General features: G+C 53.6%; 27 protein-coding genes. 16 read left to right on the forward strand and 11 right to left on the reverse strand.

All coding sequences use genetic code 11. The features are described from left to right. Positions 1-384: 384 nt before the first annotated feature. The 3 genes from AC6I8K_RS11405 to AC6I8K_RS11415 all read right to left on the reverse strand — a co-directional run bounded on the left by AC6I8K_RS11405 (position 385) and on the right by AC6I8K_RS11415 (position 3,133). The gene (locus tag AC6I8K_RS11405) at positions 385-750 is read right to left on the reverse strand and encodes a cell envelope integrity TolA C-terminal domain-containing protein (protein ID WP_497826747.1); all 366 of its coding nucleotides are present in this window, start codon (positions 748-750) and stop codon (positions 385-387) included. 73 nt (positions 751-823) lie between these two features. Continuing rightward, positions 824-1,783, reverse strand: coding sequence for an HNH endonuclease (locus AC6I8K_RS11410; protein WP_497826748.1), 960 nt, complete (start codon positions 1,781-1,783; stop codon positions 824-826). A 63-nt stretch (positions 1,784-1,846) separates the two neighbouring features. After that, the gene (locus AC6I8K_RS11415) at positions 1,847-3,133 is read right to left on the reverse strand and encodes a FliC/FljB family flagellin (RefSeq protein ID WP_483817638.1); all 1,287 of its coding nucleotides are present in this window, start codon (positions 3,131-3,133) and stop codon (positions 1,847-1,849) included. A gap of 336 nt (positions 3,134-3,469) precedes the next feature. On the opposite strand from AC6I8K_RS11415, the gene fliD reads away from it, so the two are divergent. The 3 genes from fliD to fliT are packed head-to-tail and all read left to right on the forward strand — an operon-like array spanning position 3,470 to position 5,667. After that, positions 3,470-4,894 carry a flagellar filament capping protein FliD gene (gene fliD, locus AC6I8K_RS11420; protein WP_064739094.1) on the forward strand — a complete coding sequence of 475 codons (1,425 nt, stop codon included), beginning with the start codon at positions 3,470-3,472 and terminating at the stop codon, positions 4,892-4,894. 12 nt (positions 4,895-4,906) lie between these two features. After that, entirely contained in the window at positions 4,907-5,314 is a 408-nt protein-coding gene (fliS, locus tag AC6I8K_RS11425; protein ID WP_064739095.1) for a flagellar export chaperone FliS, read from the forward strand. Then, on the forward strand, positions 5,314-5,667 hold the full coding sequence (fliT, locus tag AC6I8K_RS11430) for a flagella biosynthesis regulatory protein FliT (RefSeq protein WP_483817639.1): 354 nt from the start codon (positions 5,314-5,316) through the stop codon (positions 5,665-5,667). The genes fliS and fliT overlap by 1 nt, the downstream gene beginning before the upstream one ends. Before the next feature lie 171 nt (positions 5,668-5,838). Here fliT and yedD read toward each other — a convergent pair whose 3' ends face one another. Next, on the reverse strand, positions 5,839-6,312 hold the full coding sequence (gene yedD, locus AC6I8K_RS11435) for a lipoprotein YedD (protein WP_483817640.1): 474 nt from the start codon (positions 6,310-6,312) through the stop codon (positions 5,839-5,841). A gap of 195 nt (positions 6,313-6,507) precedes the next feature. Between yedD and AC6I8K_RS11440 the strand changes: the two genes are divergently transcribed. From AC6I8K_RS11440 to AC6I8K_RS11450, 3 genes are all read left to right on the forward strand, one after another. Next, entirely contained in the window at positions 6,508-8,052 is a 1,545-nt protein-coding gene (locus AC6I8K_RS11440; protein WP_497826749.1) for a methyl-accepting chemotaxis protein, read from the forward strand. 8 nt (positions 8,053-8,060) lie between these two features. Further along, a complete protein-coding gene (locus tag AC6I8K_RS11445) occupies positions 8,061-9,353 on the forward strand; it encodes an ABC transporter substrate-binding protein (RefSeq protein WP_497826750.1) in 1,293 nt (430 codons plus the stop codon). A gap of 133 nt (positions 9,354-9,486) precedes the next feature. Then, positions 9,487-9,810 carry a DUF6388 family protein gene (locus tag AC6I8K_RS11450; protein ID WP_064739099.1) on the forward strand — a complete coding sequence of 108 codons (324 nt, stop codon included), beginning with the start codon at positions 9,487-9,489 and terminating at the stop codon, positions 9,808-9,810. Positions 9,811-10,005: 195 nt separating this feature from the next. Here the strand turns inward: AC6I8K_RS11450 and iraP are convergent, their stop codons facing one another. Then, complete coding sequence (gene iraP, locus AC6I8K_RS11455; protein ID WP_064739100.1) at positions 10,006-10,299, reverse strand: anti-adapter protein IraP; 294 nt, start codon at positions 10,297-10,299, stop codon at positions 10,006-10,008. Positions 10,300-10,362: 63 nt separating this feature from the next. Between iraP and AC6I8K_RS11460 the strand changes: the two genes are divergently transcribed. Next, complete coding sequence (locus tag AC6I8K_RS11460; protein WP_064739101.1) at positions 10,363-10,602, forward strand: DinI-like family protein; 240 nt, start codon at positions 10,363-10,365, stop codon at positions 10,600-10,602. Positions 10,603-10,622: 20 nt separating this feature from the next. On the opposite strand, the gene AC6I8K_RS11465 is transcribed toward AC6I8K_RS11460, so the two are convergent. The 4 genes from AC6I8K_RS11465 to AC6I8K_RS11480 form a co-directional block, all read right to left on the reverse strand. Beyond that, entirely contained in the window at positions 10,623-10,889 is a 267-nt protein-coding gene (locus AC6I8K_RS11465; RefSeq protein WP_101764034.1) for a hypothetical protein, read from the reverse strand. A 156-nt stretch (positions 10,890-11,045) separates the two neighbouring features. Further along, the gene (locus tag AC6I8K_RS11470; protein ID WP_497826751.1) at positions 11,046-11,567 is read right to left on the reverse strand and encodes a hypothetical protein; all 522 of its coding nucleotides are present in this window, start codon (positions 11,565-11,567) and stop codon (positions 11,046-11,048) included. 82 nt (positions 11,568-11,649) lie between these two features. Further along, positions 11,650-11,979 carry a hypothetical protein gene (locus tag AC6I8K_RS11475; RefSeq protein WP_064739104.1) on the reverse strand — a complete coding sequence of 110 codons (330 nt, stop codon included), beginning with the start codon at positions 11,977-11,979 and terminating at the stop codon, positions 11,650-11,652. Next, positions 11,960-12,349, reverse strand: coding sequence for a hypothetical protein (locus tag AC6I8K_RS11480; protein WP_007891426.1), 390 nt, complete (start codon positions 12,347-12,349; stop codon positions 11,960-11,962). The genes AC6I8K_RS11475 and AC6I8K_RS11480 overlap by 20 nt, the downstream gene beginning before the upstream one ends. 144 nt (positions 12,350-12,493) lie before the next feature. On the opposite strand from AC6I8K_RS11480, the gene AC6I8K_RS11485 reads away from it, so the two are divergent. Further along, complete coding sequence (locus AC6I8K_RS11485; RefSeq protein ID WP_497826752.1) at positions 12,494-13,138, forward strand: helix-turn-helix domain-containing protein; 645 nt, start codon at positions 12,494-12,496, stop codon at positions 13,136-13,138. A 120-nt stretch (positions 13,139-13,258) separates the two neighbouring features. Continuing rightward, a complete protein-coding gene (locus AC6I8K_RS11490) occupies positions 13,259-14,470 on the forward strand; it encodes a diguanylate phosphodiesterase (RefSeq protein ID WP_497826753.1) in 1,212 nt (403 codons plus the stop codon). Positions 14,471-14,509: 39 nt separating this feature from the next. On the opposite strand, the gene AC6I8K_RS11495 is transcribed toward AC6I8K_RS11490, so the two are convergent. Beyond that, a complete protein-coding gene (locus AC6I8K_RS11495; RefSeq protein WP_483817646.1) occupies positions 14,510-15,217 on the reverse strand; it encodes a YnfC family lipoprotein in 708 nt (235 codons plus the stop codon). Positions 15,218-15,350: 133 nt separating this feature from the next. Beyond that, entirely contained in the window at positions 15,351-15,662 is a 312-nt protein-coding gene (gene fliE, locus AC6I8K_RS11500) for a flagellar hook-basal body complex protein FliE (RefSeq protein ID WP_064739107.1), read from the reverse strand. 233 nt (positions 15,663-15,895) lie between these two features. On the opposite strand from fliE, the gene fliF reads away from it, so the two are divergent. From fliF to fliL, 7 genes are all read left to right on the forward strand, one after another. Continuing rightward, complete coding sequence (gene fliF / locus AC6I8K_RS11505) at positions 15,896-17,638, forward strand: flagellar basal-body MS-ring/collar protein FliF (RefSeq protein ID WP_064739108.1); 1,743 nt, start codon at positions 15,896-15,898, stop codon at positions 17,636-17,638. Beyond that, positions 17,635-18,627 (forward strand): flagellar motor switch protein FliG, encoded by a 993-nt coding sequence (gene fliG / locus AC6I8K_RS11510; RefSeq protein WP_483817647.1) that lies wholly within the window; start codon positions 17,635-17,637, stop codon positions 18,625-18,627. The genes fliF and fliG overlap by 4 nt, the downstream gene beginning before the upstream one ends. Beyond that, positions 18,620-19,321 (forward strand): flagellar assembly protein FliH, encoded by a 702-nt coding sequence (fliH, locus tag AC6I8K_RS11515; RefSeq protein WP_483817648.1) that lies wholly within the window; start codon positions 18,620-18,622, stop codon positions 19,319-19,321. The genes fliG and fliH overlap by 8 nt, the downstream gene beginning before the upstream one ends. Next, a complete protein-coding gene (gene fliI, locus AC6I8K_RS11520) occupies positions 19,321-20,685 on the forward strand; it encodes a flagellar protein export ATPase FliI (protein WP_064739111.1) in 1,365 nt (454 codons plus the stop codon). The genes fliH and fliI overlap by 1 nt, the downstream gene beginning before the upstream one ends. A gap of 19 nt (positions 20,686-20,704) precedes the next feature. After that, the gene (gene fliJ, locus AC6I8K_RS11525; RefSeq protein ID WP_008105396.1) at positions 20,705-21,148 is read left to right on the forward strand and encodes a flagellar export protein FliJ; all 444 of its coding nucleotides are present in this window, start codon (positions 20,705-20,707) and stop codon (positions 21,146-21,148) included. Beyond that, a complete protein-coding gene (locus AC6I8K_RS11530) occupies positions 21,145-22,404 on the forward strand; it encodes a flagellar hook-length control protein FliK (protein WP_497826754.1) in 1,260 nt (419 codons plus the stop codon). The genes fliJ and AC6I8K_RS11530 overlap by 4 nt, the downstream gene beginning before the upstream one ends. A 130-nt stretch (positions 22,405-22,534) precedes the next feature. Then, on the forward strand, positions 22,535-23,020 hold the full coding sequence (gene fliL / locus AC6I8K_RS11535) for a flagellar basal body-associated protein FliL (protein ID WP_064739114.1): 486 nt from the start codon (positions 22,535-22,537) through the stop codon (positions 23,018-23,020).

Here is a 23,020-nt window from a genome sequence, read left to right on the forward strand (position 1 = left end):
TGTTGTCGTCCGCAACCCACAGCAGATCCTCGATCGGACTGTTGAACTCCTTCTGCGCGAACAGTGCGCGGACCACCACGTTGCGAAAGCTGGTCGACGGGCGTAGCAACCGTGTTAGGTCGCCATGAATAGCGACCCTACAATCGTTTGCCTGGGTTTTCGTAGGGGCGCTGTTCATGGCGTAATGCCGATCAGTTAAGCCCCGTATTAATTACCGTACATACCGTAGCGGCGCGATTTATCGCGCAATAAATTGCGCCGCTACAATGTGTGCGCCAGGTAGTTGGGGTTTTCATCTCTTAACTGACAAGCATTATGCCGTTCATGGCGACGCTGCAGTCGTTTGCCTGGGTTTTCGTAGGGGCGCCATTCATGGCGACCGATTTACTTCTCTGGGGCGAAATGTATCACCGGTTGCGTGAACATTTTGTGTATCTCTTGCGACGGGGGCGCCGGGAACGTGGCATTTTTTAACGCATCTGAGGCGGCCGTGCACAAACCCAAATCGCCGGTTAAGACATGGAAACCTGTCAGTTGTCCTTTCTCGTCCAAATCAAGTCGCACATCACAGGTTTTGCCTGCATAAGTATCGGCATCAAATAACTGCGTTGTGATGGAATAGTTGATCCCAGCAACATAGCTGTTGATATCGGTCACCAACGGCGGCGGCGGAAGGTTAAGATGAGTACGTGGATGTTTTGGTGCGGCACAACCGGTTAACAGCAGAACAACGAATAGAAGAATGCGCATACATCACGTCCTGTGAGGATTATTATACCCACATATTATTTATATGCAGGTATCACGTAAACAAGAACGAACCTTAGCGCATGTTCTTAAATTTTTCCTGACAAGCATAATAATGTCGCTTCAAAAACTGTATTTTGGCGTGATGTTTAATTTCATCCCAGTGTTTACAGATTCTACCGTTAATTTTTTCATATGCTTTCAGTAACGCGGCATCATGGGTTAATAGTTCAACCGTACCATTGTCAGGATTTATGGTGAGAATTTTAGCATCAAATAAGCGGTGCAAATCACTACGCAGCAGCAAACCATTGCCCAGACCATTATGGCAAAAATGTTTGTCGCTATTTTTGTCATCTACGATGTGCGCAGCTTCAAGCCACGAGGCTGCTTGTTTATTGTGGGGTAAGCCCGTGACCACACAGCCAGGATAATAGTTGAATAATGTGTTTCGAAGCTTTTGCTGATCCATTCTTACCAAAACTTCACGCTCAATCCGTCTGCCAACATCCTCACTATCCTCATCTTTAGGTATTTCAGCCTGTTGGGTATAGATGAGTTTCACTGCATAGGTGAAATCACGGGCGGCACTAAACTGCGGCTCGCCCTGCGTATTTATAAGCTGCCAGCGTTGATCTTGCTCGATCAACTTATGACCTGATTTCTTTAAGAGTTTCTTTAACTCACCCTCATTGGGCTTTAATAATGCGTCCACTCTGGCTTCGCCAGCAACCCGCCATTTATTTTGGCGTGAATTTGTACGGCGAAAAACCCAAATGCTATTTTTGTTGGTGAGCAGATTTATAAAGTTCCTTCGATAGTTACCTTTACCATCGCCAACAAACAATAGTTCATCAATGTCCCCGTTCAGCGAAGCTTCCGCGAAGATGGCACGAGGTAATTTGTGAGTGCCGTTGGGCCTTAAAAATCCGCTATTAGGCAAACCCGTTTGGTGCTTAATATCCTGACGATACTTATCATCAATTTGCCTAAAAGTAAGCAGCTCACCAATATGCGGTATCAGAAGGTTGGTCATTGTATTTTCTCCATAAAAAAACCCCGCCGAAGCGGGGTTTGATAAGCAAGGAGCTTAGAGCGATTAGCCCTGCAGCAGAGACAGAACCTGCTGTGGAACCTGGTTAGCTTTAGCCAACACTGAGTTACCCGCCTGCTGGATGATCTGTGCTTTAGACATGTTTGAAACTTCAGTAGCGTAGTCAGCATCCTGGATACGAGACTGTGCTTCAGACAGGTTAGTGGTGGTGTTGTTCAGGTTGGTGATTGCAGAGTCCAGACGGTTCTGCACCGCACCCAGGCTTGAACGGAAGGTATCAACTTTAGCGATAGCTTTGTCCAGCAGAGCCAATGGATCTGAAGTCGCGGCACCATCGTAGAGGCTGGCGTTAGCGGTATCAGCAATATCGCCAATGTCGCTGGCAACGTTCTGAGTACCAGTCGCGTCAGCACTGTTGACCAATGCGCCAGCGTCCGTTTTGTAGTCTTTACCCTGAACGGTAACATAACCAACTGCTCCACCAGTTGCATCTGCACCTACTTTGACAAACTTACCGGTCATAGAACCATCAGTTACGCCGTTAGTGGTGTCATCATAAGTTACGTCGGTGGTGTTAAGAGTAACGGTACCCGTTGCATCGTCTACAGAAACTGAATAGTTGTCGCTACCAGAAGAAACAACATAGTTTGCAGTAGCAGCACCAGTTGAGTCCTGAACGTTTTTGAGTGACAGAGAGCTTGCATCAACTTTCAGAGCCGTTGCAACTGAAGACAAATTAACATCTTTCAGTGAACCGCTCGCGCCAACCTGAGTGATAGCATCGCTGGTTTTCAGTGCAGTTTTATCAACACCGAAACCGCTCAGACCCAGAGTTGAAGAATCAATTTTTTGCAAATCGATTGAGATGGTCTGACCATCGTTTGCGCCAACCTGAATTTTCATAGAGTTGTTAGATGCCAGCACATTCACGCCGTTGAACTGAGTCTGACCAGAAACACGGTCAATTTCGTCCAGACGTGATTTGATTTCGTCCTGGATTGAAGACAGGTCAGAATCAGAGTTGGTACCGTTCTGTGCTTGTACGGTCAGTTCACGTACACGCTGCAAGTTGTTGTTGATTTCTGACAGTGCGCCTTCAGTAGTCTGCGCTGCAGAGATACCGTCGTTAGCGTTACGCGCTGCCTGAGTCAGGCCGTTGATGTTAGAGGTGAAGCGGTTGGCAATTGCCTGGCCCGCTGCGTCATCTTTAGCGCTGTTAATACGAAGACCAGAAGACAGACGCTCGATAGAGGTAGACAGAGCAGACTGGTTCTTGTTGATGTTGTTCTGAGTGATCAGCGAGAGGCTGTTGGTATTAATGACTTGGGCCATGATAATTTTCCTGTTAATCAAGTCTTTCGGTTAAGGTGTGGGCTTCAACCCGCCGGCTTCAGCGCCGTCAATGTTGTTATCGTCTGCCCTTAAACAACCTTTAGATTTTTTTTAGGACCAGGTGAAAATTTTTCCCTTCAACCTGTCACGCTTATCTTTATCGCCCTCTCCCGTCACTTCTTTAGCGATTTGATCATTTTTTCTAGCCGCAGAAATACCCTTCTCTATATACGCTATTCACTTCATCACCGATTAAGAATTAATTTTAAACTTTGACTATTCAAAGCCGATAACCCGGGTATTCAAACTCCGTGTCGACCACTTAAAGGAAACAACATGGCAAGTATCTCTACGCTGGGTATCGGTTCTGGCCTCGACTTAAGTAGCATTCTTGATAGTCTGACCACTGCCGAGAAAGCGTCTTTAACGCCTATTTCTACGCAACAGACGGCTTACACCGCCAAGCTGAGCGCTTACGCAACGCTGAAAAGCTCGCTTTCTACCTTCCAGACCGCCAACACTGCATTAAACAGTGCCGATCTGTTTAGCGCGACATCCGCAAGCTCCAGCTCAAGTGCGTTTAGTGCCACCACGTCAGGTTCCGTGGTTGCCGGCAAATACACCGTCAGCGTTTCACAGCTGGCGCAGGCGCAAACCCTGACGTCCGCCGTGCAGACCAGTAACACCACGGCGTTGGGCGACTCGTCCGCCAGCAGCCGCACCATGTCGATCACGTTGAAAGATGGCACCAGCAAAGACATTACCCTGACCAGTGACCAAACCTCACTGACCGGTATGCGTGATGCGATCAACGGCGCCGATGCCGGCGTTAGCGCCACCATTATTAAGGTGGGCGATGGCAGCTACCGCTTATCGCTGACGTCAAGCGAAACCGGCAGTGATAATGCGGTCAGCAAAATTGCGGTAACCGGTGATGACACGCTACAAGGCATTGTTGGCTATGACGCCAGCGCCAGCAGCAATGCGATGACCGAAAGTGTGACTGCGCAAAACGCCAAGCTGACGGTGAACAACGTTGAAATTGAGAACAGCAGCAACACCATCAGCGATGCGCTGGAAGGGATTACCCTCAATCTTAACGACACCACCACTGGCAACCAGACGCTGACCATTACCAAAGACACCTCGAAAGCAGAAAGCGCGATTACCACGTGGGTTAACGCTTACAACACCCTGCTTGATCAGTTCAACACGCTGACCAAATACACTGCGGTTGATACCGGCGCCTCTGCGCAAGACTCCAGCAACGGCGCGCTGTTAGGTGACAGCACCCTGCGCACCATCCAGACGCAGCTGAAAAGCATGCTGACCAATGCGCAGAGTTCTTCCACCTATAAATCGCTGGCGCAGATCGGTATCACCACTGACCCGACCACCGGTTCGCTGGAGCTGGACTCCGACAAGCTGAAAACCGCGCTGAGCAGCGATGCGGATGGCGTGAAAGAGATGATTGTCGGTGACGGTAAAACCACAGGTATCACTACCACCATCGCCACCAGCCTTACGGGCTGGCTCTCCAGCACCGGTATCGTGCAGGCGGCAACGGATGGCGTGAGTAAAACGCTGAACGACCTGACCGACCAGTACAACACCATGAGCACCCGCATCGATAACATGGTGGCGCGTTATAAAGCCCAGTTTACTCAGCTTGATGTAATGATGAGCTCGTTGAATCAGACCAGCAGCTACCTGACGCAGCAGTTCGAGTCAAGCAGCTCAAGCTCTAGCAGCTCATCCTAATAGGGAATGACTATGTACAGCGCCAATGGCACCCAAGCCTATGCAAAAATCGGGGTGGAGAGCTCAGTGATGAGCGCCAATCAACAGCAGCTGATTACCTTGCTGTTTGACGGTGCGATCAGCGCACTGGTCCGCGCCCGCCTGTTTATGCAGGACAACAATATCCAGGGAAAAGGTAACTCGATTTCCAAGGCCATTAATATCATCGAAGGCGGACTCAAGCAGGGCCTCGATGAGCAATCAGGCGATGACCTCACCGACAACCTGTTAGGGCTTTACGCCTATATGGTTCGCCGTCTGGTTCAGGCCAATCTGCATAATGATGTCGAAGCCCTCGAAGAAGTTGAAGGTCTTCTGCGCAATATCGCTGATGCCTGGAAAGAAGTCGTACAACCTCAACACCTTCAGGACGCCGTTTAATGAATATTGCACCGTCACTCGTCACCGTTTACCAACAGTTACTCGACCTCAGCCACGGAATGCTGCGTTTGGCAGCAGACGGCGAATGGGATGATTTGATTACCAAGGAAGTGGACTATGTCAGTGCGGTGCAAAGACTGGCGCAAACCACCACAGCCGCCGCACCGTCGCGCCAACTGCAAGAGCAGCTGCGCCCGGTGTTACGCCATATTCTCGATAATGAGAGCGAAGTGAAACGTCTGCTGCAATTGCGCATGGACGAATTGACGCAGCTGGTAGGCCAGTCATCGATGCAGAAATCGGTGATGAGCGCGTATGGCAAGCAAGGTAGCGTGTATTTACCGCAGGGTTGATCGCTTGCGATGACCTGAATGAAAAAGGGTGAGAAGATATCTTCTCACCCTTTTTTTTCCGATTTCCAGGTCACCATAAATGGCGTCCTACGGGCAGAATATATAGGGTCACCATAAATGGCGACCCTACGGGCAGAATATGTAGGGTCGCCATTTATGGTGACCCGGGGATTATTGTGCCGGCTTAGAAGACACCGAAACCGGCTGCATGATCTCCGGCTCGATATCCTGAATCACCGCCTCATTCGGGCGCTTTGCCACTTCGTCCAGCGCCTGCTGGCACTCAACGGTTGGGCGATCTACTTTACGCAGTCTTAACCCATCGTAACGCAGCTCACCGTTCTCCAGCACCAGCGGCATTACGCGCACCTGACGCGTCACATTGACCCAATCATCGCCCAGACGGGTTAATTTGCCCGGTTTGGCAATCACACGCTGCCACTGACGGCAATCCAGCGTGTCACCTTCGGCACTGATAATCAGGCTGCCCATCGCCTGCTTGCTGATCAACTTGCTCTGCGGGCCGACGGTTTGCCAGCTGCCCTGCAGTTCCAGCGGTGCCGGGGTTTTCACGGCCTGGTCATAATTACTGATCTGCGCACAGCCACTTAGCGCCAGCGCGGCCACCATCATCCACTTTTTCATTCTCGGTCCCTAGACTCGCATCAATGGCGGCTACGTTATAATTTTTCCCGCCCGTTGCGCAAGGTATCTGCGGTGCGGCACGCGTTTTTCCTCAAGCTGCTCACTTCTGCGCCGATAACTCTTGTGGAGTTAAAAGCATCTGCAAAAACAATAATTACCGACTACACACTCACCTTCGTTACGGAGAACACCGTTATGCGATTGACCCTTCGCGCACGTCTGACATCGATTGTTGGCCTGCTGTGCATATTACTGATTGTTGCCGCCAGCTGGGGAATCATGGGCCTGCGTGCCGCCGACCAGCGGGCGCAAAACGCCTACCAAAATGAGCTGTTACCGTTGCAATACTCTTCTCGCCTGTACCGCATGGTGCAGGAACAGTCCTCTACCCTTTTCGATGCGCTGCGCTACTGGACCGACAGCAGCGAAGTGGAGAAACGTCTGGCGCGCATTGCGCACTACGGCGAGCAGATTGCGAAAGACCGCCAAACCTGGCAGCAGCTGTCGTTTGATGCGCAAACCAAGCCGCTCAGTCAGCAATTCATCACCCACCTCGACGGCTGGCAAACTGCGCTAAAGGATGCCGGCGAACTGCTGAAAAGCGGCAATCCTTCTGCGGCACTGGTGGTGATTGAAACCCGCCTGCGCAGCGGCAGCCAACTGTTGCAACAGGATATCGACCAGCTCGATGCGCAGATGCGCCAGCATGCGGAACTCACCTATCAGCAGAGCAACAGTGATTATCAACTGGCGCGAAACAGCCTGATTGTCATTCTGCTGGTGGGCTTAAGCGTGGCGCTGGTGTTTGGCTGGCTGCTGATTCGCTCGATCAATCGTTCGATTGGTCAGGCACGCGAACTCGCCGAGTCGATTGCGGCCGGTGAACTCAATCATGATATCGGCACCGTTTCGCGCGATGAGATGGGCGAACTGATGCAGTCGTTGCTGCGTATGGATGTGCGTCTGGCGGAGATCGTGCGCGATGTGGGCGACAGTGCCAGCGCATTGAGTGATGCGGCACGTCAGATGGCCGACGGCAACGACGATCTTTCCGAGCGTACCCACTCGCAGGCCAGCTCGCTGGAACAGACCGCTGCCAGCATGGAGCAGATGACCGCCACGGTAAAACACAATGCCGATAACGCCGCGCAGGCCAACGAACTGGCCACCGACGTGCGCCATCAGGCCGAACGCGGCAGCAGCGTATTGCGTGATGCGGTCAGTGCGATGGAAGAGATCGAGTCTTCCAGCAAGCGTATCGCGGATATCAACCGGGTGATCGATGAGATCGCTTTCCAGACCAACCTGCTGGCGCTCAACGCGGCGGTTGAAGCAGCGCGTGCCGGTGAACAAGGCCGCGGCTTTGCGGTGGTGGCATCCGAAGTGCGTCAGCTGGCGCAGCGATCTGCCGGGGCTGCACATGAAATTAAAGCGTTGATCGATGCCAGCGTCGGCAAAGTGGAAGCCGGCAGCGCGCTGGTGCAGCGTTCCGGCGCGATGCTCAATGACATCAATCACGGCGTGGCGCGCGTGGTGGATATTGTCGGTGAAATTGCCGTGGCCAGCCGCCAGCAATCCAGCGGCATCGAACAGGTGAACACTGCGGTGATCCAGATGGATGGCGCAACGCAGCAGAACGCCTCGCTGGTGCAGGAAGCCAGCGCCGCCAGTCAAACCGTCAGTGAACACGCCGGATTGCTGGTGGAGAAGATGGCCTTCTTCCGCCTGCAACAACGCTAAGGAGCGATATGATGCGTAAACTTCTCGCCCTGTTGCTGGCCACGCCGCTGTTGAGTCAGGCGGCAACCACGCTGAATATCGCCACCATCGCCAACGGCGATATGACCATCATGCAGCAGCTCGCCACGCGTTACGAACAACAACATCCTGACGTCAAACTGCAATGGCATGTGATGGACGATGGTGCGCTGCGTCAGGCGGTGCTGTCGGCGATGAACAGCGGTCAGGCGCAGTTCGATGTCATCACTGTCGGCACCTATGAAGCGCCGCTGTGGGGTGAAAAAGGCTGGCTGGCACCACTGAATACATTGCCGGCGGATTACGACAGCGATGACCTGATCGCGCCGGTGCGTAAAGCGCTGTCGTTTCAGCAAACGTTGTACGCCCTGCCGTTCTACGGTGAAAGCAGCATGACCTATTACCGCAAAGATCTGTTTGCGGAAAAAGGGTTAACCATGCCCGATAATCCCGACTGGACCGACATCAAAAACTTCGCCGCCAAACTCACCGACCCGCAAAAAGGCATTTACGGTTTGTGCCTGCGCGGCCAGCCTGGCTGGGGCGATAATGTGGCGTTAATAACAACCATGGCGAATGCCTATGGCGCGCAGTGGTTCGATGAAAACTGGCAGCCGACGCTCAACTCGCCGGAGTGGCGCGAGGCGCTGGGTGATTATCTGCAGATAGTCAAACAGGATGGGCCGCCGGATACGGTGAAAAACAGTTTCGGTCAGATTCTGCGTCTGACAGCGCAAGGTAAGTGCGCGATGTGGATCGACAGCACGGTAGCGGCCGGTTTGCTGGTCAATCCGCAGATTTCATTGGTGGCGGATAAGCTCGCCTTCGCGCCTGCACCGGGCGGCATCACGCGCAATGGCTCCAACTGGCTGTGGTCCTGGGCGCTGGCGGTACCGGCCAACACGCCGAATCGCGATGCGGCGATAGCCTTTATTAGCTGGGCGACGTCCAAACAGTATATCCAGCAGGTGGCCGATACTGTCGGCTGGGGCGCGGTGCCGCCGGGTAGCCGTAACTCTACCTATCAACAGGTGAGCTATCAGCGTCTGGCACCGTATGCAGCGCAGGTGCGGGCGGCGATTGACTCCGCTACCGTCGAGCAACCTACGCTCAATCCGGTGCCGTATCAGGGCGTGCAGTATGTGAGTATTCCCGGGTTTGATCAGATGGGTAACGCCGTCGGACAGAATCTGGCGGATATGCTGAGCGGTAAACTGACGCTGGATGAAACGCTGGCAAAAAATCAGCAGGACGTGATGCGGATTTATCAGCAGCTGCATTAGTTTGTAGCCAAAAGGGGTTCGTAGGGTGTGCATTTATGCGCACCTGGTCGCCATAAATGGCGACCCTACAAATCCTGACAATGCTGTCTGCGCGCGTTACACTAGCGCGCAAGTTGATACGCAGGAACTCCGAATGAAAACCCCAGAAGAGTATTACGCTCAGGCGCGCACGATGTTTTTCGCCGCCCACCCCGATTTTCAGTCTGCACTGGATGAACTCACCGAAAGCGATGCACGGCAAGCGAACCTGTCGTTAGCGCAGTTACGCGCCTGGCATGCAGAACGCATCTACGCCGCGTTTCTGCGTCAGAAGAAGTTGGATGGCATGCTGTTTTCCATTCAGCTGGCGGAACCCGATAAAGCCGTGGCAGCAGATGCCATTGAAAAATATCTGAAATCTCACGCGGAAGCGTTGGGTATGACGTGGGAAGCGTTCTGCATCAAGAATGAGCTTTAACCCTTAGCCGCTGTAAATGCATCAAGGATACTGCTCCAACCACTCAAAATGATCAGGAAAAAGTTGTACAAGTTAATCGAAGTTGTATAACTTACTCATCACGACGTCAGTCGTAGATTGTCCTTGAACGAATGGTGCTGTTGCACCGCCTCTGGAAGTGTTGCTGGATTTCCACTTCCAGAGGTTATATTTTTTCTACCCTTCCCGCTCAATCCCTTTAACTTCAATATAACTTGCCACCGCCAGCAGACGATTGACGTGGGTGAGCAGCAGATCCACATCCGACTGTAAAAACTCCTGCGACGCGCGCGAAGCCGTGACAATCGCCTCTTGCACCGTGTCGGAAATGGTCAGCGAGTTATCCTCTTTAGCCTGAATCAGCAGTGCGGCAATCAGTAAGGATTGCGCCTCAACCTGCGCCACCAGCTCTTTTGCTTCCACATCCATTTTTGCCATTTTCAATAAGATATCGATAACCAGTTGGCGCATATTTACCCCTGTTTTTATTTACAGTACTATATCGCACCCGATCCAATGAATGGAACGACCCTGATGTTTGTGGAGTTGATTTACGATAAGCGCAACGTGGCCGGATTACCGGGTGCACGCGAGATGATTTTGCAGGAGTTGGAAAAGCGTGTACAGCGCGTCTTTCCCGATATTGAGGTGCGCGTCAAACCAATGGAGCGTAACGCGATTGATACCGACATGAGTAAGAACGAGAAAGCGACGATTGCGCGGATTGTTGAAGAGATGTTCGATGAGGCGGAAATGTGGCTGGTGGCCGATTAGGCCACCAGTACAATTGGCGCTTAGCTTTCCTGCTCAGCATGGTTGATGGCGATTTCCAGGTCTTGAATCGCCTCATCAATATCATCCAGCAGCTTGCCCTGTTTGTTCAGCAAGGTGTCGAAGCGTCCCGCGTATTCGGTGTCTTTATATTCACCTGCATCAAAAGCGAGCCAGTGAGCAGACAGCGTTTCAGTATTGGTCTGCGCATAGTGGCGCATCTCTTTAAGCTGGGAGGTGACATCACGCAAGTATTCAGTTTTGGTTTTTACAGTTTCTGTATCACTCATGCTATCTTCCTTTTCGCTTAATAAGACGATTTAAATAACGCTTGAATGATTAAAGATAGTGCAAAATATCGAAGCCGCCTTAGGAATAATCGGAAGTGACTGAAACCTGTTATTAATCAGGGGACATCCCTGCCCCCGCTGGCGAGCCATCAGGCATTACAGATACTTCCTCGCCAACTCAATCAGCTCATCCTTCGCTGCATCTCCCAGTTTGATCACGCCCTGTTCGACAAAGCTAAACGCCTGGACGAAATCCTTCACACCTTCAGAAAACGCCTGACTTGCGTCATGGCTCTCCGCCGCTGCGGCGGCTGGCGGCGCATCGGCTGAAGCGGGAGCAGCGACTTCCGGTACGCTGGGCGGCGCAACCTCGGCTGGCGCAGGCGTTACCGCCTCAGGCGCAGCAGGGGGAGCCGCCTCCGCTGGCGCAGGTGATATCGCCTCTGATGTAACGTTCGGGGCCGCTTCAGGGGTTGCCGCTGCTGCCGCTTCAGGCGTAGCCGTCGGTGCCGCTTCAGCGACTACTGCGGGTGCGGCTTCAGGTGCAGCGGGCGCAGCTTCAGGTGCAGCGGTCACAGCCGGTGGCGCTGTCACTGGCGTGGCAACTTCGTTGGCAAAATCTTCCGCAGGTGAAGATGTTTTGGTACTGGTTGGATTGATAACAGTTTGATCGCTCATAATGCTCTCCTTCTTACTGAATAAAGACCGCAGTCGGGCAAGACTGGCTGCAATCCACGTGGTAATTCGCATCATGCCCTCCTTAACGCTTGGGTTGAGGTGGCGAGTTTTCTCCTGCAACCGGTTTTCCTTTATCAGCCGGGTTGCTAGTCGGGTGCTTAGAAATCCCATCGAGGGTGTTCTGCAGTGCGACCAGCTGGCTGGTCAGTTCTGCCACGCGCGCCTCCCGCCGTTCGGATATCGTCCGATACTGCTGGCGAATCTCCTCCACGCGCTGATTAGCGCTGTTACTGACGAACAAGAACAACACCGTCATCGCCACACACATCAGCGAAAGCATCAACAGAAAGCCGCCGAAGAAAAGTTGGCGCCGATGGTTTTTCACTACGTACTCACTGTTTATCTGCATCATCACGACTCTCCTCCAGAGTGGTAATCAGTTGGTTAACCTGACTGCGAAACTTATCGCTGTGTTCAGCTTCGGTGGTCGCCAGTAAAATACTCAGGGCGTTTTTAATCAGCCGCAGATCGGTTTCCAGCGAAGAGATACGCCGCAGATTTTTGTCATGTCGGATGCGCAGTTCGTCGTTTTCCTGGCGCATCAAGGCGTGCCCCTCTTTGAGCAGCATCACCTGTTCCTTGTAGCTGGTGATGATCTCCCCGCCGGCCCGATTGCTGGTGACGATAGCGGCAATACCCGCCATTAACGGTTTCCAGAACACAGCTGCTGCGCCGCCGCCGAGAAGCAACGCACCTACGCTGGTGACTAAACTACTTTCCATGCTTCACCTCTCACCCCTGGCAAGGGTTGTGCCCCATAAGCACGCTGACCACCCTTGCCAGCTTCGCGGTCAACGCCTGAATTTAAGTTTACTTTAACTCATGAATTTAAGTATACTTAAGTCGTTCCTTCAGGAGATGTCAAGATGATGAAAAAAGAATCTTCCGGTGAGCGTATCCGGACACGACGTAAAGCACTGCAGCTCACTCAGCAGGCGCTGGCAAAAAGCATCGGCGTTTCTCATGTGGCTGTATCACAATGGGAAAAAGAAGAAACCGTACCGCGTGGAGAAAATCTGTTGCGGTTGGCGGAGTGGCTGCAATGCACAGCGGCATGGATTATTGATGGAGATGGCGAGGTGTTTGCCGCACAGGCTAAAGGCGCACCGGTTGCAGCGGTACCATTGATTAGCCTGGCGCAAGCGTCAGCGTGGTTGAGTGAGCAGCGTCTGTTGCTTCAGCAGCAGGCCACCCGCTTTCTTTACAGCGAAAGCAAACTAAGCGATGGCGCGCTAGCAGTAATCGTGGAAGATCACGCGATGCAGCCCGATTACCGGCCCGGCGACAGCGTGATCTTTGATCCGGACGTTCCACCGCAGCCAGGCGATGTGGTGCTGGCGTTGGTGGATGGCGTGGCGCTCATGCGGATTTATCGCCTGCAAACGCAGCAGCATGAGCACATCTTCTCACTGCGCGCGCTGAACGATGATTTTCCCCAACTGCATTCGGCGGAATCTGCACTGCACATCATCGGCACGCTAATGGAGTTAAGACGTTACCGAAGCGGCTAGCCGCTTCGCTTAAGCTGTTATTTTGAAAAAAGTTTAGCCTAAGCGCGGGAAGCTATGGACAGACCCTGCGGTAAGCCTGTTAATGTAGCCGCAAAATTATAAATTAGCCGGACAATCGCCATGCTTACTACGATTATTTACCGCAGCCATTTGCACGACCATGTGCCGGTTAAAACCCTCGAAGATATGGTCGCCAAGGCCAACAGCAAAAATAAAAACTTCGACGTTACCGGCATCTTACTGTTTGACGGTCTGCATTTTTTCCAGTTGCTGGAAGGGCCGCGTGACGCCGTACAGAGTATTTATCAGCGTATTTGCCAGGATGCGCGCCACCATAATCTGGTGGAATTGATGCATGACTTTGCGCCAGAACGCCGTTTTGGCAAGATCGGCATGGAGTTATTTGATCTGCGCGATCATGACAAAGACACGTTGTTGCAAACGGTGCTGGATAAAGGCACCTCACGCTATCAGCTCACTTATAAGGATCGCGCGCTGCAGTTTTTGCGGACCTTTGTGGTGGCACGTGATAAAGAAAACTACTTTGAGATCCCACCGGCCAATACCTGGGAATTTATTCCCGATGAAGTATGGCTGAATGAGTTAGACGATCTCGATCTGAGCTTGCAGGACTGCCGCTTTGCCTTTCAACCGATCATCGATCCCTTCGCGCGTCGTGTCACCTCGTTTGAAGCGCTGATCCGCACACCAACCGGCGGCTCACCCGAAGAGTATTTTTCAGCGTTTGGCGGCGAGGCGATTTATCACGCCGATATTCGTTCCAAACGGCTGGCGTTTAACGTGGCGAGTAAACTCGGCATTGGCGATCATCGTCTATCAATTAACCTGTTACCGATGTCGCTGGTTACCGTGCCCAATGCGGTCGATTTCCTGCTTGAGGAGATCACCGCGAGCGGACTGGTGCCACAGCAAGTCATTGTCGAAGTAACCGAAAACGAGATCATTTCACGCGCGGATGAATTTGCTGCAGAAGTGAGAAAACTGAAAGCAGCCGGCATCAGTCTGGCGCTGGATGATTTTGGTGCCGGTTTTGCCGGGTTGTCGCTGTTATCAAAGTTCCAGCCGGACAAGATCAAAATTGATCGTGAGATTATCCGCGATGTGCACAAAAGCGGTCCTAAGCAGGCGATTATGCACGCCATTATTAAGTGCTGTGCGTCGCTGGAGATAGCGGTGATTGCCGAAGGTGTGGAACAAGCCGAAGAGTGGATGTGGCTGGAAGCCGCAGGCATAAGCCAGTTCCAGGGTTACCTGTTTGCCTATCCGCTGCTGAATGGATTCCCGGCGGTGGCGTGGCCAGAAATTAAGTAATGTGGTGGTCGCCATGAATGGCGACCCTACAAAACCATATCAATAATACGTAACCTCAATATTGCCATACTGCTTGTCCACTACCTCGCCTGCCGCATCCCGGGTAATAATGTCGCAATAATAAGGCACGGCGTTTTTATACTTACAGACATTACTGACGGTTTTAATTTGATCATTACGTTTAACCGTGGTGACTACGTCTGAAATCTTTTTCTTATCTTCTGCCCGTACCGCGGTGGCGCGCGATACTTCCTTTCCGGCCTGAGTGATACTTAATACCGCCATTTCACCGGTACTGTTATACGCCAGGTGAAACGCTGCATCGGAGGCGGGAGAGGAAATCCGCTCAACCAAACCCTGTTTGTTATAGGCGATATCCACGGTCATGGTCGGTGTGACCTTCTTCACCATGGCGCAGTTTTTATCTAACGTCACCACCACTTCCTGACCGTTTTCGCTGCCTTTTAATTCCTCACCGTTGCGCGTCACTTCAATGACTTCGCCCTCTTTGCCAACAGACCTCACATGCACAGGGCATCCGTTGCGGTCAAAATCAACATTGACGTCAAAGATTTGCTGACCTTCGGCGGTAAACAGCGTTTGATGGGTATTTTTGACTTTTCCGGGCAGCGCTTCGAATTGATAGAGATAGGCAAAGTTTTTCATTTGCGGGTAATACGTCGCCTCATCCTTGTTACAGCCTGACAGCAGGACAATGGCGATTAAAAACAGCAGGGTTTTCTTCACGTGAGAATCCTCTTCTCAAAATAAGGCAGCGCGTAAGGCCGGTTTGCACCTAAATGCTGATACAGCAACCTTCCCGCTTGATACAAAGCTATCACCGCGCTGGACTATACCCGAAAGAAATACCCTAAAGAAACTAAACCTGCATGCTCATGATGTCGGTATAAGCCGACACCAACTTATTACGCACCTGCACACCCATCTGCATAGAAATAGAGGATTTTTGCAGATCAACCATCACATCGTTTAACTGGATGCCGGGTTTACCCATTTCGAAATCCTGTGCCTGGCTGCGCGCCGTGGTTTGGGTTTCGCTAATCTTATCCAGCGCAGCTTTCATGGTGGCGCTGAAATCCACCTGATTGCTTGACTCCGCCTGCTTACCGCTGGCCTGCAGAGAGGTCATCTGCAGCTGCTGCAGTACGCCTTCAATTGCCTGAATTGCCATTGCCTGATCCTCAATGAAGAAGTGATTAAATTTTCACGATGAGAAAGTTAACACACTGTCAATAGGACAAAGGCGCTAAATGACCGCAAAAAACCCGGCTTATCCAGCCATCGAAGTGACTCGATTCATCAAATAATGCCCGCATTAGTTTGGAATTTCATTTTGGACGTATTCAGGGAGTCAGTTTTGTCACAACCACACACCCGGTCAATTATGTCAGGCAGGAAACGGTCATGAATGCGAGTGCAGCCGCTACACAGGATACAGCAAAGAAAGGCTTCAGTGACCTTCTCGCCCGCCTGCGCGCCAATCCGCGAATTCCCTTAATTATTGCCGCCGCTGCCGTCATCGCAGTGGTGTTTGCGTTGGTGCTGTGGGCGAAAGCGCCGGACTATCGCGTCCTTTATAACAACCTCTCTGATGAGGACGGCGGCGCGATTGTTACCCAGCTGACGCAGATGAACATTCCTTACCAGTTCGCCGATAACGGTGGCGCACTGATGGTGCCCGCCGATAAAGTGCATGAGCTGCGTCTGCGTCTCGCACAGCAAGGCCTGCCGAAAGGCGGCAATGTTGGTTTTGAGCTGATGGACAAAGAGAAGTTCGGTATCAGCCAATTCAGCGAGCAGATTAACTATCAGCGTGCGCTGGAAGGTGAACTGTCGCGCACCATCGAAACGCTCGGTCCGGTAAAGAGCGTGCGCGTGCATCTGGCGATGCCGAAGCCGACGCTGTTCGTGCGTGAGCAGAAGGCCCCTTCCGCCTCGGTGACACTGAACCTGCAGCCAGGCCGCGCATTAGATGAAGGCCAGATTCAGGCCATTCAGCATATGGTTTCCAGCAGCGTGGCCGGTTTGCCGCCAGGCAACGTTACCGTTGTCGATCAGTCCGGTCGTCTGTTGACCCGCTCCGATAGCGAAGGTCGTGACCTGAATGATGCACAACTGAAATATGCGTCTGAAGTGGAAGCCCGCTTCCAGCAGCGCATCGAAGCGATCCTTAATCCTATTCTTGGTCAGGGCAATGTGCATGCGCAGGTGACGGCGCAGATTAACTTTGACCGCAGCGAGCAGACCGACGAGAAATATCAACCGAACGCCAATCCAAACAATAGCGCTGTGCGTTCACGCCAAACCAGCAATTCCGAACAGAATGGCAGCCCCTATCCGGGCGGCGTGCCGGGTGCCTTGTCGAATCAGCCTGCGCCAGCCAACACTGCGCCGGTGACCACTCCGCCAGCCAATAACAACAATAATGCCAATGGTCAGAACGCGAACGGTCAAACCGCCAATGCGCAAAACAATGCCGCCAATAACGGCAGCACCACCAGCACCGCACAATCTACCGGTCCAAGCAGCTCAACGCGCAACGATACGGTTAACTACGAGCTGGATCGCACCATTCGTCATACCAAGCTGAACGTTGGCGATGTGCAGCGCCTCTCCGTTGCCGTGGTGGTGAACTTCCGCGACGACGGCAAAGGCAAAGCGGTGGCACTCAACGAACAGCAGATTAAGCAGATTGAAGATTTAACCCGCGAAGCGATGGGCTATTCGCAAACGCGCGGCGACAGCGTCAACGTAGTGAACTCACAGTTCAACATGACCGAGCCAACCGGTGGCGACCTGCCATTCTGGCAGCAGCAATCGTTCTTCGATCAGCTGATGACTGCCGGTCGCTGGCTGCTGGTGGCGTTGGTTGGCTTCATCCTCTATCGCAAGCTGGTACGTCCACAGCTGATGCGTAAGAAAGAGCAGGAGAAGGCGGCGGCTGAAGCGCTGGCGGCACGTTCAACGGCGATGCAGGAAGAAGAAGCCTTTAACGTTCAGCTCAGCAAAGACGAGCTGGATCAGGAGCGTAAATCTACTAACCGCATGAGCGCCGAGGTGATGAGCCAGCGTATCCGCGACATGTCTGAAAACGATCCGCGCGTCGTCGCGCTGGTTATCCGCGAATGGATGAGTAAAGAACTATGAGTCTGACCGGTACTGAAAAAAGCGCCATTCTGATGATGACCATCGGCGAAGAGCGCGCAGCGGAGGTGTTCAAACACCTCAACCAGCGTGAAGTCCAGCATCTCAGTGCGGCAATGGCGGCTATGCGCCAGGTTTCACACAAGCAGCTGACCGAAGTGCTACGCGAATTTGAAGCGGATGCAGAACAGTTTGCGGCGCTGAGCCTCAACTCCAACGAATACCTGCGTTCAGTGCTGATCAAAGCGCTGGGCGAGGAGCGCGCGTCAAGCCTGCTGGAAGATATTCTCGAGAAAAACGAGACCACCAGCGGTATGGAAACGCTCAACTTTATGGAGCCACAAGCCGCGGCCGACCTCATCCGCGACGAGCATCCACAGATCATCGCCACCATCCTCGTCCACCTCAAACGTGGTCAGGCGGCGGATATTCTGGCGCTGTTCGACGAACGTCTGCGTCACGATGTCATGCTGCGTATCGCCACCTTTGGTGGTGTCCAGCCGGCGGCACTGGCAGAACTCACCGAAGTGCTCAACGGCCTGCTGGATGGTACCAACCTCAAGCGCGCGAAGATGGGCGGCGTGAGAACCGCAGCAGAAATTATCAACCTGATGAAAACGCAGCAGGAAGAAGCGGTTATCGAAGCGGTACGCGACTTCGATGGCGAGCTGGCACAAAAGATCATCGACGAGATGTTCCTGTTCGAAAACCTGGTGGAAGTGGACGATCGCAGCATCCAGCGCCTGTTGCAGGAAGTGGAATCCGAGCAGTTGTTGGTCGCACTGAAAGGTGCCGAACAGCCGCTGCGCGAGAAGTTCCTCAAGAACATGTCCGCGCGTGCAGCCGATATCCTGCGCGACGATCTGGCCAACCGGGGTCCGGTGCGTATGTCCGCGGTGGAGAACGAACAGAAAGCCATTCTTCTGGTGGTGCGCCGCTTAGCAGAATCCGGCGAGATGGTGATTGGTGGTGGCGAGGAAACCTATGTCTGATGCCTTTTCCGCCCGCGCGTGGCAGCGCTGGCAGCCTGATGATTTAGGCAGCCCGTTTGGCGCCGAACCGGAGCCTCAATTAGAGGAGCCGGAAAGCGCTGTCGAACTGAGCGCCGAAGCCGAGCAACAGCAGCAGCTGGAGCGCATGCAGCAGCAGATGCGCAAAGATGCGCAGACGCAGGGCTACAGCGAAGGTTATCAAAAAGGGTTCGCCGAAGCGCAACAGAACGGCTATGACGCCGGTTTCCAGCAAGGCTTAGCCGATGCTCAGCAACAGCAAGCACCGCTGCAGGCACGTATGCAGCAGTTGGTGACCGAGTTCCATCACACGCTCGAAGCACTCGACAGCGTGATTGCTTCACGTTTGATGCAGCTGGCACTCGAAGCGGCACGCACGGTGATTGGTCAGGCCACGCAGGTGGATGGCACCGCCCTGCTGCGTCAGATTCAGCAGCTGATTCAGCAAGAGCCGATGTTCAGCGGCAAACCGCAATTACGCGTGCACCCGGATGATTTGCAACGCATCGAACAGACGCTCGGTCCAACACTCGATCTGCACGGTTGGCGTTTGCTGGCTGACAGCACGCTGCATCCCGGCGGCTGTAAGCTCAGCGCTGAAGATGGCGACCTTGATGCCAGCGTGGCAACGCGCTGGCAGGAACTCTGCCGCCTCGCCGCGCCGGGGACACTGTAATGACCTCCTCACGCCTTTCACGCTGGCTCGGCGCGCTCGACGCTTTCGAAGATCGCATTTCGCAGGTGCAAACCGTGCGTCGTTACGGTCGCCTGACGCGTGCCACCGGCTTAGTGCTGGAAGCCACCGGCCTGCAACTGCCGCTCGGTGCCACCTGCATTATTGAACGGACCGATGGCAGCAAAATCACCGAAGTTGAAAGTGAAGTGGTCGGCTTTAACGGGCAGAAACTCTTAATGATGCCGCTGGAAGAAGTGGACGGCATCTTGCCGGGCGCGCGCGTGTATGCACGCGTCAGTGGCGACAGCGGACACAGCGGCAAGCAGATGCTGCTGGGCCCGGAATTGCTCGGTCGCGTACTCGATGGCAGCGGCAAACCGCTGGATGGTTTGCCCGCGCCAGAAACCGGCTATCGCGCCCCGCTGATCACCGCCCCTTTCAACCCGCTGCAACGTACGCCGATTGAGGATGTACTGGATACCGGCGTGCGCGCCATTAATGCCCTGCTGACGGTCGGCCGCGGCCAACGTATGGGCTTGTTCGCCGGTTCTGGCGTCGGTAAAAGCGTACTGCTTGGCATGATGGCGCGTTACACCAAAGCCGATGTCATTGTGGTGGGTTTGATTGGTGAACGTGGCCGTGAAGTAAAAGAGTTTATTGAGAACATCCTTGGCGCAGAAGGCCGTGCACGTTCGGTGGTCATCGCCGCACCGGCCGACGTGTCGCCGCTGTTGCGTATGCAGGGTGCCGCTTACGCCACGCGTATTGCCGAAGATTTTCGCGATCGCGGTCAGCACGTATTGCTGATCATGGATTCCCTCACCCGCTACGCCATGGCGCAACGTGAAATTGCGCTGGCCATCGGTGAACCTCCGGCGACCAAAGGCTATCCGCCTTCGGTGTTTGCTAAATTGCCCGCGCTGGTTGAACGCGCCGGTAACGGCACGCACGGTAGCGGATCCATCACCGCGTTTTATACCGTGTTGACCGAGGGCGACGATCAGCAAGACCCGATTGCTGACTCGGCGCGTGCCATTCTCGACGGCCACATTGTGCTGTCGCGCCGCCTGGCAGAAGCCGGTCACTATCCGGCGATTGATATTGAAGCATCGATCAGCCGTGCCATGACCTCTTTAATTGATGAGACGCACTATGCACGCGTGCGCCAGTTCAAACAGTTACTCTCCAGTTTCCAGCGTAACCGCGATCTGGTGAGTGTGGGTGCCTATGCCGCGGGCAGCGATCCGATGCTGGATCGAGCCATCAAGCTCTATCCGGAGATGGAAGCCTTCCTGCATCAGGGCATTTTCGAACGCAGCGACTACGACGATGCCTGTTTGCATCTGCAGGCGATGTTCGGTTAACGCCAAACGAGGTTAAGCCATGAAAACGGCCAGTGCGATTAATAAGCTGCGCGATATGGCGGAGCAGGAGCTGGAGAGTGCAGTGATTCACCTCGGCGATATGCGCCGTGGCGTGCAGCAGGCCGACGAACAACTCAGCATGCTGCTGGATTATCAGGATGAGTATCGCAACAAGCTCAATCAGGATATGTCCGGCGGCATCGCCAGCACCCGCTGGACCAATTATCACCAGTTTATTCAGACGCTGGAAAAGGCCATTGAACAGCATCGCCAACAGCTTTCCCAGTGGAATCAGCGCCTCGATACCGCGCTAAGCAACTGGCGTGAAAAGCATAAGCGACTCAATGCTTATCAAACGCTGATTACGCGTGCTGAGGAAAACGCATTACGACAAGAAAACCGTCTCGATCAGAAACGGATGGATGAATTTGCCCAACGGGCCGCATTGAGGAAAGGCGAATGATTACGCTGCCAACAGTTGCTACGCAAACCTCGGTTTTGGGAGACGCTGACACATCAGTTTCATCAACTCTTTTGCCGGGCACAGATACGCTGCCGCAGGGGTTTGTTACTGAACTCGGCAACCGCTTGCTGACGCTGGTAAAGCAACAAGCTGTTAACACGCAATCGACTGATCTGACAACAGAAGTTGATGAAAAAGACGCCAGCAAGGCCTCTTTAAGCGCGTTATTGCAGGCGCTGGAGAAACCCGATGCGTTAAACGCACTTTTACAGCCGGAAAACACTAAAGCCGCGCTGAAATCAGCCGATGATAAAGATAAGCGTGAGGCAAGTCCGTTAAGTGCCAGCGACTTACAGAATATGCAGGCGTTATTCGCCATGTTGCCGGTGGCGGTAGAGAACCGCACCAGCCAAACAACCGTCAGTAGCAGCTTAGGCGAAGGCAAAGCTGACACGCGCGCTTCGCTTCATTCGGCACTGTTAAGTGGTTCGCTGGACGGTGCAATAAAAGAAGAAGCCACGCAGCCGGATAGCGCAAAGACTATATCCAGCGATGCAGGAACGCGCTTAACGCAAACGGCAGCCAGTTCGCAGACCAGCGTCAGCACAGCGACAAGCAATAACGGCGCTTTGACGCTGGATGAAAGTTTTAAGCAGGTGCTGAACGCGTTGAGTAAGCCAGAAGAACGCAGTGCCGCACCGGTCAGCGATGACACGGTTGCGCCGATGACCAGCGCCCCGCTCAGCAGCACCAGTTCGCTGATGACCAGTACCGCCTCGACCAGCACCACGCCGTCGACGCCAATGCTGAATGCGCAGCTCGGCAGCAACGAGTGGCAGCAGGCGCTAAGTCAGCAGATTGTGATGTTTAGTCGCAACGGGCAGCAGAACGCCGAATTGCGTTTACATCCGCAGGATCTGGGCGCCATCCAGATCAGCCTGACCCTCGATAAGGATCAGGCACAGTTAAGTATGGTTTCCAGCCACAGCCAAGTGAGGGCCGCGCTGGAAGCGGCTCTCCCTCAACTGCGTACAGCGCTGGCGGAGAGCGGTATTAACCTGGGACAGAGTAACGTCAGCAGCGACGCCTTCGCACAGGGCCAGAGTTATCAAGGCCAGCAAGAAGGACGTCGTGACGGACAGCACGGCAGCTTTACCCTCTCCCAGGACAGTGACACCGAGATAACGCCTATTGCCGTCCCGGCAGCCCTTCAAGCGCGCGCGGCCGGTAACGGCGCTGTCGATATCTTTGCCTGACAGCCGCTAAACGCTGAAGGTAAGCGTAAAACCCGCGTCTTTTCTTCCCATTGTTTGACTTAAGACGCGGGATAATCTGTCCAGGTAAGCCGAGAGGCTTGCCCATAATTCACAGGAAGTAACTGCAAACATGTCTGATAACGCGAAAGCTAAAGGCCGCAAACGTTCACTACTACTACCGGTGTTACTGATTGTAACTCTGGCCGCTTGCAGCGTGGCAGGCTATGCAGTCTGGCGAATGATGAATAAACACGAAGGCAGCCAACCGGAAACGGCGAAAGTCGAGCCACCGGCTGCTCCCGTATTTTTTGCAATGGATACGTTTACAGTAAACCTGGTCAATGCTGACAACGATCCCGACCGTGTGCTGTACGTGGGTTTTACCCTGCGTCTGCCCGATGAGGATACCCGTCGTCGGTTAAACGATTACCTGCCGGAAGTGCGCAGCCGTCTGCTGTTACTGCTGTCACGTCAAAGCGCGACGGCACTGGCAACAGAGCAAGGCAAACAGGCCCTGGTTGAGCAGATCAAACAGGTGCTGGCACCGCCGCTGGTAAAAGGTCAACCGGCTCAGGTCGTCAATGACGTGCTGTTTACCGCCTTCATTTTGAGGTGA

This window comes from Pantoea sp. X-Soil-ISGK-421 (assembly GCF_059730785.1).

Coding starts and splice junctions, on each gene's coding strand:
- fliS (WP_064739095.1), top strand. CDS start 4,907: ATGTACAGCGCCAATGGCACCCAAGCCTATGCAAAAATCGGGGTGGAG.
- fliD (WP_064739094.1), top strand. CDS start 3,470: ATGGCAAGTATCTCTACGCTGGGTATCGGTTCTGGCCTCGACTTAAGT.
- AC6I8K_RS11460 (WP_064739101.1), top strand. CDS start 10,363: ATGTTTGTGGAGTTGATTTACGATAAGCGCAACGTGGCCGGATTACCG.
- AC6I8K_RS11450 (WP_064739099.1), top strand. CDS start 9,487: ATGAAAACCCCAGAAGAGTATTACGCTCAGGCGCGCACGATGTTTTTC.
- fliL (WP_064739114.1), top strand. CDS start 22,535: ATGTCTGATAACGCGAAAGCTAAAGGCCGCAAACGTTCACTACTACTA.
- AC6I8K_RS11480 (WP_007891426.1), bottom strand. CDS start 12,349: ATGGAAAGTAGTTTAGTCACCAGCGTAGGTGCGTTGCTTCTCGGCGGC.
- AC6I8K_RS11475 (WP_064739104.1), bottom strand. CDS start 11,979: ATGATGCAGATAAACAGTGAGTACGTAGTGAAAAACCATCGGCGCCAA.
- AC6I8K_RS11410 (WP_497826748.1), bottom strand. CDS start 1,783: ATGACCAACCTTCTGATACCGCATATTGGTGAGCTGCTTACTTTTAGG.
- iraP (WP_064739100.1), bottom strand. CDS start 10,299: ATGCGCCAACTGGTTATCGATATCTTATTGAAAATGGCAAAAATGGAT.
- AC6I8K_RS11415 (WP_483817638.1), bottom strand. CDS start 3,133: ATGGCCCAAGTCATTAATACCAACAGCCTCTCGCTGATCACTCAGAAC.
- AC6I8K_RS11530 (WP_497826754.1), top strand. CDS start 21,145: ATGATTACGCTGCCAACAGTTGCTACGCAAACCTCGGTTTTGGGAGAC.
- AC6I8K_RS11445 (WP_497826750.1), top strand. CDS start 8,061: ATGATGCGTAAACTTCTCGCCCTGTTGCTGGCCACGCCGCTGTTGAGT.
- AC6I8K_RS11405 (WP_497826747.1), bottom strand. CDS start 750: ATGCGCATTCTTCTATTCGTTGTTCTGCTGTTAACCGGTTGTGCCGCA.
- fliI (WP_064739111.1), top strand. CDS start 19,321: ATGACCTCCTCACGCCTTTCACGCTGGCTCGGCGCGCTCGACGCTTTC.
- AC6I8K_RS11440 (WP_497826749.1), top strand. CDS start 6,508: ATGCGATTGACCCTTCGCGCACGTCTGACATCGATTGTTGGCCTGCTG.
- fliF (WP_064739108.1), top strand. CDS start 15,896: ATGAATGCGAGTGCAGCCGCTACACAGGATACAGCAAAGAAAGGCTTC.
- fliH (WP_483817648.1), top strand. CDS start 18,620: ATGTCTGATGCCTTTTCCGCCCGCGCGTGGCAGCGCTGGCAGCCTGAT.
- AC6I8K_RS11470 (WP_497826751.1), bottom strand. CDS start 11,567: ATGAGCGATCAAACTGTTATCAATCCAACCAGTACCAAAACATCTTCA.
- fliJ (WP_008105396.1), top strand. CDS start 20,705: ATGAAAACGGCCAGTGCGATTAATAAGCTGCGCGATATGGCGGAGCAG.
- fliT (WP_483817639.1), top strand. CDS start 5,314: ATGAATATTGCACCGTCACTCGTCACCGTTTACCAACAGTTACTCGAC.
- AC6I8K_RS11485 (WP_497826752.1), top strand. CDS start 12,494: ATGATGAAAAAAGAATCTTCCGGTGAGCGTATCCGGACACGACGTAAA.
- AC6I8K_RS11490 (WP_497826753.1), top strand. CDS start 13,259: ATGCTTACTACGATTATTTACCGCAGCCATTTGCACGACCATGTGCCG.
- yedD (WP_483817640.1), bottom strand. CDS start 6,312: ATGAAAAAGTGGATGATGGTGGCCGCGCTGGCGCTAAGTGGCTGTGCG.
- fliE (WP_064739107.1), bottom strand. CDS start 15,662: ATGGCAATTCAGGCAATTGAAGGCGTACTGCAGCAGCTGCAGATGACC.
- AC6I8K_RS11465 (WP_101764034.1), bottom strand. CDS start 10,889: ATGAGTGATACAGAAACTGTAAAAACCAAAACTGAATACTTGCGTGAT.
- fliG (WP_483817647.1), top strand. CDS start 17,635: ATGAGTCTGACCGGTACTGAAAAAAGCGCCATTCTGATGATGACCATC.